We start from the raw sequence: 10348 nt of genomic DNA, 5'->3' as shown, positions 1-10348 counted from the left end.
CCTGCCGCTCCCGGGCCCGCTCGAGCAGGCGCAACATCACGTAACGGGCACGTTTGGCCCCGCGTTCGTCGATGACTCCGTCGAGCGACTCGACCCACTCACTGGTTTCCTCGGGGTCGATGTCCGGAAGCTGGCTCGGCAGGCCGTCGCTGATCACCGGGCGCTTGCGTTCCGTGGCCACAGGCATTCCTCTTGGTCGGTGTCGGACCGTGCGCCCCATTGTGTGAATCGCACGGGAATGGCTCCATCCTGCCCCCTGACGGTGGCTGGCGTCACGCCTACGGTGGTGCTGGGCGACGCTCGACACACGTACTGAGCAGTAACTTCTTCAGCCGTTCAGGAAGCTGAACCGCACCTGGCGCTCCGGATTGTCACCGTTGGGGTCGACGAGGCAGATCGACTGCCACGTACCCAGAGCGATGCGACCGCCGATGACCGGCAGCGTCGCGTACGGCGGGATCCAGGCCGGCAGGACGTGATCACGGCCGTGACCTCGCGAACCGTGCCGGTGCCGCCACTTGTCCTCGGCGGGCAGCAGCTCGTCGATCGCCGTGAGCAGGTCGTCGTCCGACCCGGCACCGGTCTCGATGATCGCCAGGCCCGCCGTGGCGTGCGGCACGAACACGTGCAGCAGCCCGTCGCCGCGGCCACGGGCGAAGGCTTCCGCCTCGCTCGTGATGTCGGCCACGACCGGCCTGTCGCCGGTACGGACGGTGATCACCGTGGTGTCCATGACCGGGAAGTCTTACACGTAGAGGTCCATCGCCAGGAAGGCCGTCCCCACCGCGAGGAACCACAGTCCGCAGAGAACGATCCGGGTCAGGCCCGCGCACAGCGCCATGCCACCAGATCAGCACGCCGTACCGGGTCCGCGCAGGCGGTTCGCCGTGATTACCTCGCGCGCCCGCGCGAGCGTCCACATCGTCGGTGGCGGGGCTCGCCATGGTCGGCAATGCTGGGTCGCGTGACCACCCCGCAGAACCTCGACGAGCGTTTCCGTGACGCCGTCGCCGGCCTGCCGCCGGCCGGGACCCGCCGGCCCGGCGACGACCCGGTCCGCGAGGGCTCCGCCCTCACCGGCGACCGGGCCCGGCAGCTCTTCGACGCCCAGCTGGTCAGCCGCCACCTCGACCTCGCGGCCCGCTGGCTGCGCAGCTTCAACGAAGGCTTCTACACGATCGGCTCCTCCGGCCACGAGGGCAACGCCGCCGTCGCCGCCGTGCTCCGCCCCACCGACCCCGCCCTGCTGCACTACCGATCCGGCGCGTTCTACTGTGCCCGCGCCGCCCAGGTCCCGCCGCTCGAGCCCGGCACCGACGCGCTCGTCGAGGCGGCCCGCGACGTGCTGCGCGGCGTCGTCGCCTCCGCCGCCGAGCCGATCGCCGGCGGGCGGCACAAGGTCTTCGGCCGGGCCGACCTGCAGATCATCCCGACCACGTCCACCATCGCCTCGCACCTGCCGCGGGCCGTCGGGATCGCGTACGGGATCAGCCAGGCGCCCGCCCTCCGCGGCGTCGAGAGCCCCTGGCCCGGCGACGTGATCGCGGTCGCCTCGTTCGGCGACGCCTCGGTCAACCACGCCAGCGCCACGGCAGCCCTCAACACGCTCGGCTGGTACGAGCACACCGACCGGCACCTGCCGCTGCTGCTGATCTGCGAGGACAACGGGTACGGCATCAGCGTCGCCTCGCCGCCCGGCTGGGTCGCCGAGACGCTGCGCGCCCGCCCCGGCATCCGCTACTTCGCCGCCGACGGCTGCGACCTGGCCGCCGCGTACGACACCGCCCGCGAGGCCGCCGACTGGGTACGCGACCAGCGCCGCCCCGCCGTCCTGCACCTGAGCACGGTCCGCCTCATGGGCCACGCGGGCGCGGACGCCGAGGTCGCGTACCGGTCGAACGAGGACATCACCCGTGACCTGGACCGCGACCCCCTGATCACCACCGCGGAGCTGCTCGTCGCCGGTGGCGCCGCAACCCCCGACGACCTCATCACCCGGTACGACGAGCTGGGCTGGCAGGTCCGCAAGGTCGCCGAGGAGGTCCTGGGCGAGCCGAAACTGGCCACCCCGGCGCAGATCGCCGCCCCGCTGGCGCCCCGCCGCCCGCTGCGCGCCGCCCGGCACGTCGCCGACGCCGCCACCCGCGCCTCGGGAGCCGGCTCGGCCGCCCGTACGCAGGCCTTCGGCGGCCGGCTCCCCGAGCAGGGCGGGCCGCTCACGCTGGCGCAGACCATCAACGCCACCCTCACCGACGCGCTGCTCACCCACCCCGGCGCCCTCCTCTACGGGGAGGACGTCGCGGTCAAGGGCGGCGTGTACGGCGTCACGAAGAACCTCCGCGACCGCTTCGGCGCCGACCGCGTGTTCGACACCCTGCTCGACGAGACGTCCATCCTGGGCCTCGGGCTCGGCGCCGGCCTCGCGGGCATGCTCCCCATCCCGGAGATCCAATATCTGGCGTACCTGCACAACGCCGAGGACCAGCTCCGCGGCGAGGCGGCCACGCTGTCCTTCTTCTCGCAGGGCGCCTTCCGCAACCCCCTGGTCGTACGCGTCGCCGGCCTCGCCTACCAGCAGAACTTCGGCGGCCACTTCCACAACGACAACTCGGTCGCCGTGCTGCGCGACGTACCCGGACTGGTCCTGGCCGTGCCCGCACGGCCGTCCGACGCGGCACCCATGCTGCGCTCCTGCCTGGCCGCGGCGGCCGTCGACGGCACGGTCAGCGTCTTCCTCGAGCCGATCGCGCTCTACCACACCCGCGACCTCCTCCAGCAGGGCGACAACGAATGGCTCGCCCCCTACGCGCCGCCAAGCGAGTGGGCCGGCGCGCACATCCCCGTCGGCCGTGCCCGCACCTACCCCTTCGGCTCCGCCGAGGACCTGACGATCCTGACGTTCGGCAACGGCGTCCGCATGTCCCTGCGCGTCGCGTCCAAGCTCGCCGCCGACGGGTACGGCTCCCGCGTGGTGGACCTGCGCTGGCTGAGCCCCCTGCCGGTGGCCGACCTGATCCGCGAGGCCTCCGCGACCGGCCGCGTGCTCATCGTCGACGAGACCCGGCGCTCCGGCGGCGTCGGCGAAGGCATCCTCGCGGCCCTGGTGGACGGCGGTTTCGTCGGCGCGGCCCGGCGCATCGCCGCCGCCGACTCGCCGGTTCCGCTCGGTCCGGCGGCGCAGCAGGTCCTGATCGGGGAAGATGCCATCACACAGGGTGCCCACTCCCTGCTGGCACGGTAAATTGCCTCACACTCGGTGCGCCACTTGCGCGCGGCGGCCCGAGTGTGTGGACTACCCCCACGACAACGGCGTGCACAGCGTCGTCAACAGCGGCACCGCCCGGCGGCGGCGTCGTCACCAGCAAGGAGGAATTCGACAGTGAGCGCGACCGCTGGTCAGGCCGACGGCGTACGCAGCCTGGCGGACCGGTTCGGCCTCGAGCCGAACATGGTGGTCATGGAGATGGGCTACGACGACGACGTCGACGAGGATCTCCGTGACGCCCTGACCGAACGCGTGGGCGATTTGGTGGACGAGGACACCGACGAGGTGGTCGACGCGGTGCTGCTCTGGTACCGCGACGGCGACGGTGACCTCTTCGAACTGCTCACGGATGCCCTGGGCCCGCTCGCGGACAGCGGCGTGGTGTGGCTCCTGACCCCGAAAGCCGGCCGCGACGGCCACGTCGAGCCGAGCGAGGTCAGCGAGAGCGCGCCGACCGCCGGCCTCCAGCAGACCTCCACGGTGAACGCCGGCAAGGACTGGACCGCGGCCCGGCTGGTCTCGCCCCGCGGAGCCAAGAAGAAGTAGCCCCCGCCCTTTCCCCCAGCCCGGCCCTCCGGCGGTCCTCTGCCGGGTCCGGGCCCTTCATGCTGTCCACCGCCGGGCCTTCGGGCCGGCCACGTGGGCCTTGGCTATCGTGTCCGGATGCCGATCGACGTGGGCAACGAGGCGCCGGGCTTCACCCTCAAGGACCAGAACAACCAGGAGATCACCCTCGCGGACTTCCACGGCCGCAAAGCGGTCCTCCTGGTCTTCTACCCCCTGGCCTTCACCGGCACCTGCCAGGGCGAACTCGCCGAAATCCAGGACAACCTCCCGGCGTACGCCAACGACAGGGTCCAGATCCTGACGATCAGCGTCGACTCGGTCTACAGCCACAAGACCTGGGCCGACCGGGAGGGCTACACCTTCCCCCTCCTCGCCGACTTCTGGCCGCACGGCGAGGTGGCCCGGGCGTACGGCGTCTTCGACCCGCAACGCGGCCACGCCAACCGAGGCACCTTCCTCATCGACACGGCGGGGGTCGTACGCTTCGCCCAGGAGAAGCGCCCGGGAGAGCGCCGCGACCAGACAACCTGGCGCGACAGCCTCGCGAAGATCCTGGACCGACGGCCAGGGTAGGATGACGGCTCCGGTTTCAAACCCGGGCGCGTAGCTCAGCGGGAGAGCACTCGCCTTACAAGCGAGGGGTCGCAGGTTCGAAACCTGCCGCGCCCACCATCCAACCAGCGGCTATCCGGCCTCGAAACCAGCTGTTCTGATGCTGTACTCGGCTCATGGGGAACCTTCTCCGCAGGCGCCTGGTCGCCGGCGTCGTCGGGACAGTGGGCCTGCTGCTGGCGGGCGGATGCTTCGGCGAGGACCGCAAGCCCGTCGAGAACACGCGGGACCAGGTTCTTACGGACTACATGAGCGCCGTGCAGGCGGGAGACGCGGCACGCCTTCGCGAGGTGAGCAACCCGGAGTTTCCGCCCGCGGAGATCGATGCCGCCATCAGCCGGAAGATCGGCGCCGTCGGTGCACGTCGCTGGGTCGGCCCCGAGGTGCGGTGGACCGAGCTGGTCACCCCCGAGATGGCCAAAGCGACGATCATCGCCTCCGACGACGCCGGCCACCGGATCGTCGACGAGGTCTACGTGGTCGTCGTCGACGACAGATGGTGCGTGTCCTTCGGGCCCGACACGGCGGCTCTGCGTACCGGGTAGCGCAGGTGGAGCACCCGGTCGCCCTGGAGGACCACGTCCGGATCCTCCAGCAGATGCTGCGCCTGCACCGAGCCGAAGTAGCGCTTGCCGGACCCGAGAACCACGGGTACGACGTCCATCCGTACCTCGTCGATCAGGCCCGCGGCGAGCACCTGACCACCGACGTCGCCGGCGGCGACCTCGACCGTACGGTCACCCGCGAGCTTCTGTGCCGTGGCCACGGCCGCCTCGACGCCGTCGACGAAGTGGAAGGGCGCCTCGGGGTTCCAGCCTTCGGGTGCCGGGCGGTGGGTCACGACGACGACGTGGTCGATGCCGCTCGGGGGCTTGCCGTCCCAGCCGTCCGTCATGTCGAAGACATGGCGCCCGCAGATCGTCACGCCGATCTCGTCCCAGTACGCCCTGACGTAGTCGTAGGAGGTCTGCGACACCTTCAGCATGCCGCTGTCGTCCAACGGGACGTCGCCGCTGGACAGCCAGTCGAACAGCGGTCCGGGCTGGTCGTTCTCGTCCGCGACGAAGCCGTCCACCGACACCGAGCTGTACATGACCACCTTGCCCACGGCGTTCTCCTCTGCCTTGCCGGTGCACCCAAGTTAGCGGGCCGTGAGCCGGCGTTCTTGTAAGAAATCAATCGGCCGGCAGCGGCCAGCCGTCCAGCACGTGACCGGGATGTTCGCGCAGGAATTGTCGTCGGACCTCGACGTACCGGGTCGGCGTGAAGCCTGTGAACGCCCGGAATTCGTGGCCGAAGTGGGCCTGGTCGAAGTAACCGGCGCGACCGGCGAGCTCGCCCCAGTCGACCGGTCCGGCGGGGTCGATCGTGAGCACGGCGGCGGCGAAGCGGTACGTGCGGGCCAGCCGCTTCGGCGTGACGCCGATGAGCTCCCTGTACCGCTGTGCCAGATGGGTGCTGCTGACACCGGCCGCCGCCCGCAGGTCGCCGATCGCCACCGCCCCGCCGACGGCTGCGATGACGCTGCTCGTACTGCGGACCAGACCCAGGCCGGTGGTCTCGCTGAGCCGTCGCATCAGCTCGTCCTCGAGCAGCGTCAGCATCTCGTGTGGCCCGTTCGCCGTGGCCAGCCGGTCCCGCAGCTCGGCAACGGCGGGCCGGCCCCACACCTGTTCCACCGTCACCGGACGGTCGCACAGCTCGGCCGCGGGCATCGGCAGGAACGGCGCCAATCCCCACGGCTTGAGGTGTACGCCGACGGACCGGGTCGGGCGGGGGTAGCCGAATTCCAACGCCTGGGTGGGCGTGGTGACCACGCAGCCGTCGGCGTACTCGACTGTCTCGATGTCGGCGCCGGCGCGGATGCGGAAGGGCGCCCCCAGGTTGAGGATGAGCAACGCTGCGGGCATCGGCGGCAGCTTCAGCCGGGCGTACGGCGGTGTGCCCTCCAGGTAGTAGAGGTCGTCGATCAGCCCGTCCAGCGGCGGTCGCGGCACTCTGGACACGTACTCCACGCCCCACAGCATTCACCATCGGCCGGGGACGCCGCCGCTTCGTCCGAGGCCGGTAACGGACGATCAGGCGATGTCCGGGCATTCGCGGCGGGGGACAAGCTGAGACCGTCGTCCGGGTCAGCGGTACGGACATCTACGACCTGGACCGGGACAACGACGGCTACGGCTGCGGCTGAGGGGTGGGGGTCCGATGAGCGACGGACAAGCGACGCACGGGACCAGAGGTGTGTCGGTGCAGGACCTGGCGACGGTCGACCTCGCCGGGGAGATCGAGGGCATGGCGGGCCGGCAGCTTCGCATGCGGATGGTGACCATGGAGCCCGGCGGCGTCTTCGGTCCCGTTCACGACCACGTGGGACGGCCCGGCGTCGTCTACGTGCTGCAGGGAACAATTACCGACCATCGGAACGGCGTGGACACCGACTACGGGCCCGGGTTCGGCTGGCCGGAGGACCGGCACACGACCCACTGGCTCGAGAACAAAGGGACGGTTCCGGCCGTGGAGATCTCGGTGGACATCGTCTAGGTCTCAGGAAACGGTGACCGCGGCGGTGATGGTCTTCTTCGTGTCGCCCGGCTGGATGGCTCCGCCGTACAGGAGCTTGATGAGCTTTTGATCGAGCGCCGAATAACGGGTCGGTGCCGACCAGTATTGGCCGTAGAAGACGCTTGACGGGTGGTCGTTGGCGTCGCGCATCAGGCCGGTGCTCTGGGTGAGTTCCTCGCGGATCAGGTGGCAGCGGATCCGGGAGCTGATGCCTGTCGTGCGGATGAGGACGTTGGCGTTCGTGATGATGTAGCCGGTCGACCAGTCGACGTGGAAGAAGCCGTCGTTGTTCGGCACGTAGTTCGGTTCCAGGGATTTGAAGCGGCTCACCGGCGCGAAATGAACCCGGATGTCGGCTGTCGCCGAGGTCGTGAGCTTGAGGTCGGTGGTCGCCGTCAGCTTGTTGAAATCCGACACCACGCGGCCGAGGCAGTCGCGGTCGGCCGCGCTGGGCTTTCCGGCGACGCGTACGGTCACCACCGGTTTTATCCATCGGGTCACGACGTGGATGTTGTCGCCGTACTCGGCGCCCAGCGCGATTTTGAAGAAGTATTTGAGGGCCGCCTTGTCGATTCTGGGCTTGGCGGTCCTCGGCTTGCCGGGCGCGGGCGGCGTCGTCGACGGGGAAGGGCTCGGGGTGCCGAGCGCGGCGGTGGCCGCGACGTCCGGGGGTGACTTCTTGTCGTCCGGGGTGGTGCAGCCGGCCACGGCGAGCGTCAGCGCGAGTGACGCCAGGGCCAGGCGGCGAAGCGGCACTCGACGCGATCTCACCCCGGCATCCTACGGTCGGAGCAGCCCCGGACCGCGGGCCGGGCTCGGGAGCCCGGACCGCGCGGGACGGCCGGCGCGAACGCTAGGAGCCGGCCGGCTGGCTGACCCGGAAGTGGTTGCCGAACGGGTCCCGCCCGCCGAAGTCGATGCCGTACGGCTGCTCCGTCGGGCCGTCCGTGAGCTCCACGCCCTTGGCCTTGAGCTCGTCGTACGTCTTGCGCGCGTCGTCGGTGCTGAAGCCCAGCGTGAAGCCGCTCGCGCCCTTGGCGATCAGCTCGCGCAGCTGCTCGGCGGTCTGCGCGTCCATCGCCGGCGGGCCCGGCTTCTCCAGCAGGATGACGCGGTCCGGGTCGTCGCCGGGCACCCGTACGGTGAGCCAGCGCATGAAGCCGAGGTCGATGTCGTCGGCCACCTCGAGGCCCAGCTTGCCGACGTAGAAGTCCAGTGCCTCGTCCTGGTCGGCGACGAAGACGTGAGTGATGCGGATCTTGTTCAGCATGGACTCACGCTAACGACCGGCGACGCCGCGATGCTTATCCAAAAATGACGTCCAGGGCTATGGTCCCCCGTCCGGGAGAGAAGCCGGCCGCATATAGGCCATACCGAAACAGTTCGGCACGACCGACGAGACCGCCCGCTTCCGGTACGCCGTCGGCGACTCCCCGAGGATCGCGTGGAACGTCCGGCTGAACGTCCCCAGGCTGCTGAACCCCACGGTCATGCACACCTCCGTCACACTCCGATCCGTCTCCCGCAACAGGAACATGGCCCGTTCCACCCGCCGCCGCTGCAGATAGCGGTGGGGCGTCTCCCCGAAGGTCGCGCGGAACGTGCGGATGAAGTGCGCGGGGGAGACGTGCGCGATCCGGGCCAACGCGGGAATGTCGAGCGGCTCCGTGTACGCCCGGTCCATAGCGTCGCGGGCGCGCAGCATGCGGCGGTTCGACTCCTCGACCGCGCGGCTCACGTGAGCACCGCCCGCCACCTGCTGACCTTCATGGCCGGAACCCTAGCCCCGGCCTCCGACAATCCCGGGTGCCGTGCTGCCCGCCGTACGGATGAAAGGGTCGGTAGCCTGTCGCGGTGGATATCCGTGCCGCCATCGCCGATGAGCGACGCCGCATCGCCGACCTGGTCGAATCGCTGGAGCCGCGGCAGCTCGACACGCCGAGCCTGTGCGGCGAGTGGACCGTCAAAGAGGTGGCGGGGCACCTGCTCGCGGCCCTCGGCAAGCCGCCCGTGCCCGTGTTCTCCCTGCTGGCCCGCAACGGCTTCCGGATCCACAGGGCGAACGCCCAGCTGGCGGTGCTCACGGCCGACCGTCCGGCGGCCGACCTCGCCCAGGCTCTGCGCGACAATGCCGACAACCCTTTCAAACCGCCGATCGTCGGGTACGCGGGGCAGCTCACCGACCTGCAGGTCCACGGCCAGGACATGCGCCGCCCCCTCGGCCTGCCGCACGGCCTGCGGCTGGACCGGCTCAAGGTGTCGCTCGAGTTCCTCACCAGCGGCCGGGCGATCGGGTTCACGTCCAAGCGACGGCTCGCCGGCCTGCGGTTCGAGGCATCGGACCTGAACTGGTTCTCGGGCGTCGGACCGCTGATCGCGGGGCCGGCGGAGGCGTTGATGATGGCCATGTGCGGGCGCGGCGTGGTGCTGCCCGAGCTGGACGGGCCGGGAGTGCGGATCCTGGACGGCCGGCTGACCCGGCGGCGCTGATGCATCCTGACCATCTGCTGACGTATGCCGTCCGGGATGCCCGCTTTGGCCTGTCTCGGGCCGCCGATCGGTCGGCTCGCTGACCCGAAACGCCGGGGCCCGCGACGCGCCCGCGAGAAAAGTGTCGGTGCGGGTCCCTACCGTCGCCGCATGGACACCAACGAATTCGCGCCGGAGCAGGACCGGCGCCCGCACACCCAGCTCGACCGGCACTTCACGGCGGCCGGCAACGTCTACCGGATCACCGCCTCGGGCACCGGCGACGATCCGATCACCCTCACGCTGACCGGCTGGGGACCCGATGGGGAGACGGTGAGCGAGATCAGCGGAGGGATCTCGCCCCACGACCTCCCCGACGTCACCCAGGCCCTCACGTCGACGCTCACCGGCCTGTCGGCGCTGCGCAACCAGCGCAAGGCGGCCCGTCCGGCCGAGGAGAAACCGAAGCGCTATCCCAACCGGGGCGCCCGATGGTCCCCGGAGGACGACGAACGTCTCGTGGCCCGCTACCGCGCGGGGGCGGGCGAGCGTGCGCTGATGGAGGAGTTCGGCCGCAGCCGGGGCGGCATCCGGGCCCGCTTGGAGAGCCTCGGAGAGCTCGCGCCCGACGGCCCCACGACGTACGGGCAGGGGGCGGCGTCCGAGGAGAGATCGGCAACGGAGGCGGTGTCGTAGCTGCCGGTCGGCCCGGTCGCGGGTCCTGGCACGCCCGGGTGCGGCTGGTCCGCGGCCGGCGGACACCAGTGAGGGGCTGACCTGCGCGCCGGGTGCGTGCGGCGTTCGCTCTTGCGGGACGCGTTCCCGCGGGTGCGGCCTCGGTCGGCGCGCTCCCGGCAGACGCGTGGGCCCGGC

The 10348-nt window shown here is 70.7% G+C and carries 14 protein-coding genes and 1 tRNA gene; 8 read left to right on the top strand and 7 right to left on the bottom strand.

All coding sequences use genetic code 11. The features are described 5' to 3' along the window. Together IT780_RS39990 and IT780_RS39985 are read right to left on the bottom strand one after the other, a co-directional pair. A partial coding sequence (locus IT780_RS39990; RefSeq protein ID WP_199517101.1) for a pyruvate dehydrogenase E1 component-related protein occupies window positions 1-181 on the bottom strand: 181 nt, incomplete at its 3' end. Between the two features lie 147 nt (window positions 182-328). Next, complete coding sequence (locus IT780_RS39985; RefSeq protein ID WP_199517100.1) at window positions 329-733, bottom strand: YjbQ family protein; 405 nt, start codon at window positions 731-733, stop codon at window positions 329-331. Window positions 734-952: 219 nt separating this feature from the next. Here IT780_RS39985 and IT780_RS39980 point away from each other — a divergent pair, with 219 nt between their 5' ends. The 5 genes from IT780_RS39980 to IT780_RS39960 all read left to right on the top strand — a co-directional run bounded on the left by IT780_RS39980 (window position 953) and on the right by IT780_RS39960 (window position 4989). Beyond that, window positions 953-3241, top strand: a complete 2289-nt coding sequence (locus tag IT780_RS39980) for a transketolase C-terminal domain-containing protein (RefSeq protein WP_199517099.1) — start codon at window positions 953-955, stop codon at window positions 3239-3241. 138 nt (window positions 3242-3379) lie between these two features. Further along, window positions 3380-3811 (top strand): DUF3052 domain-containing protein, encoded by a 432-nt coding sequence (locus IT780_RS39975; RefSeq protein ID WP_199517098.1) that lies wholly within the window; start codon window positions 3380-3382, stop codon window positions 3809-3811. A gap of 117 nt (window positions 3812-3928) precedes the next feature. Beyond that, window positions 3929-4405 (top strand): peroxiredoxin, encoded by a 477-nt coding sequence (locus tag IT780_RS39970; RefSeq protein ID WP_199517097.1) that lies wholly within the window; start codon window positions 3929-3931, stop codon window positions 4403-4405. A gap of 24 nt (window positions 4406-4429) precedes the next feature. Beyond that, window positions 4430-4504: transfer RNA gene (locus tag IT780_RS39965), tRNA-Val, on the top strand. A gap of 56 nt (window positions 4505-4560) precedes the next feature. After that, window positions 4561-4989: a hypothetical protein gene (locus tag IT780_RS39960; protein WP_199517096.1), complete on the top strand. Its 429-nt coding sequence runs from the start codon at window positions 4561-4563 to the stop codon at window positions 4987-4989. Here the strand turns inward: IT780_RS39960 and IT780_RS39955 are convergent. Together IT780_RS39955 and IT780_RS39950 are read right to left on the bottom strand one after the other, a co-directional pair. Next, a complete protein-coding gene (locus IT780_RS39955; RefSeq protein ID WP_199517095.1) occupies window positions 4917-5552 on the bottom strand; it encodes a dihydrofolate reductase family protein in 636 nt (211 codons plus the stop codon). The two genes, IT780_RS39960 and IT780_RS39955, sit on opposite strands and share 73 nt — an antisense overlap. Window positions 5553-5619: 67 nt before the next feature. Beyond that, entirely contained in the window at window positions 5620-6459 is an 840-nt protein-coding gene (locus IT780_RS39950; protein ID WP_307831639.1) for a helix-turn-helix domain-containing protein, read from the bottom strand. A 190-nt stretch (window positions 6460-6649) separates the two neighbouring features. Between IT780_RS39950 and IT780_RS39945 the strand changes: the two genes are divergently transcribed. Then, window positions 6650-6985: a cupin domain-containing protein gene (locus IT780_RS39945; protein ID WP_199517093.1), complete on the top strand. Its 336-nt coding sequence runs from the start codon at window positions 6650-6652 to the stop codon at window positions 6983-6985. Window positions 6986-6988: 3 nt separating this feature from the next. On the opposite strand, the gene IT780_RS39940 is transcribed toward IT780_RS39945, so the two are convergent. From IT780_RS39940 to IT780_RS39930, 3 genes are all read right to left on the bottom strand, one after another. Beyond that, the gene (locus IT780_RS39940; protein WP_199517092.1) at window positions 6989-7777 is read right to left on the bottom strand and encodes a DUF2927 domain-containing protein; all 789 of its coding nucleotides are present in this window, start codon (window positions 7775-7777) and stop codon (window positions 6989-6991) included. A gap of 82 nt (window positions 7778-7859) precedes the next feature. Further along, complete coding sequence (locus tag IT780_RS39935) at window positions 7860-8276, bottom strand: VOC family protein (RefSeq protein ID WP_199517091.1); 417 nt, start codon at window positions 8274-8276, stop codon at window positions 7860-7862. Window positions 8277-8333: 57 nt separating this feature from the next. Then, window positions 8334-8744, bottom strand: coding sequence for a helix-turn-helix domain-containing protein (locus IT780_RS39930; RefSeq protein WP_199517090.1), 411 nt, complete (start codon window positions 8742-8744; stop codon window positions 8334-8336). 116 nt (window positions 8745-8860) lie between these two features. Here IT780_RS39930 and IT780_RS39925 point away from each other — a divergent pair, with 116 nt between their 5' ends. Both IT780_RS39925 and IT780_RS39920 read left to right on the top strand, forming a co-directional pair. Further along, the gene (locus tag IT780_RS39925; protein WP_199517089.1) at window positions 8861-9496 is read left to right on the top strand and encodes a maleylpyruvate isomerase family mycothiol-dependent enzyme; all 636 of its coding nucleotides are present in this window, start codon (window positions 8861-8863) and stop codon (window positions 9494-9496) included. A 150-nt stretch (window positions 9497-9646) separates the two neighbouring features. Then, window positions 9647-10171 (top strand): hypothetical protein, encoded by a 525-nt coding sequence (locus IT780_RS39920; RefSeq protein ID WP_199517088.1) that lies wholly within the window; start codon window positions 9647-9649, stop codon window positions 10169-10171. Window positions 10172-10348: the final 177 nt, after the last annotated feature.

It is taken from the genome of Nucisporomicrobium flavum (genome assembly GCF_016464385.1).
Lineage (GTDB): Bacteria > Actinomycetota > Actinomycetes > Mycobacteriales > Micromonosporaceae > Actinoplanes > Actinoplanes flavus_A.
Note: the sequence above shows the minus strand (reverse complement) of the source record. Positions and strands in the feature narration are given on the sequence as shown.

Excerpts from the sequence above, each read along its gene's own strand:
- IT780_RS39985 (WP_199517100.1), bottom strand. The coding sequence starts at position 733 with ATGGACACCACGGTGATCACCGTCCGTACCGGCGACAGGCCGGTCGTG.
- IT780_RS39980 (WP_199517099.1), top strand. The coding sequence starts at position 953 with ATGCTGGGTCGCGTGACCACCCCGCAGAACCTCGACGAGCGTTTCCGT.
- IT780_RS39970 (WP_199517097.1), top strand. The coding sequence starts at position 3,929 with ATGCCGATCGACGTGGGCAACGAGGCGCCGGGCTTCACCCTCAAGGAC.
- IT780_RS39960 (WP_199517096.1), top strand. The coding sequence starts at position 4,561 with ATGGGGAACCTTCTCCGCAGGCGCCTGGTCGCCGGCGTCGTCGGGACA.
- IT780_RS39945 (WP_199517093.1), top strand. The coding sequence starts at position 6,650 with ATGAGCGACGGACAAGCGACGCACGGGACCAGAGGTGTGTCGGTGCAG.
- IT780_RS39935 (WP_199517091.1), bottom strand. The coding sequence starts at position 8,276 with ATGCTGAACAAGATCCGCATCACTCACGTCTTCGTCGCCGACCAGGAC.
- IT780_RS39920 (WP_199517088.1), top strand. The coding sequence starts at position 9,647 with ATGGACACCAACGAATTCGCGCCGGAGCAGGACCGGCGCCCGCACACC.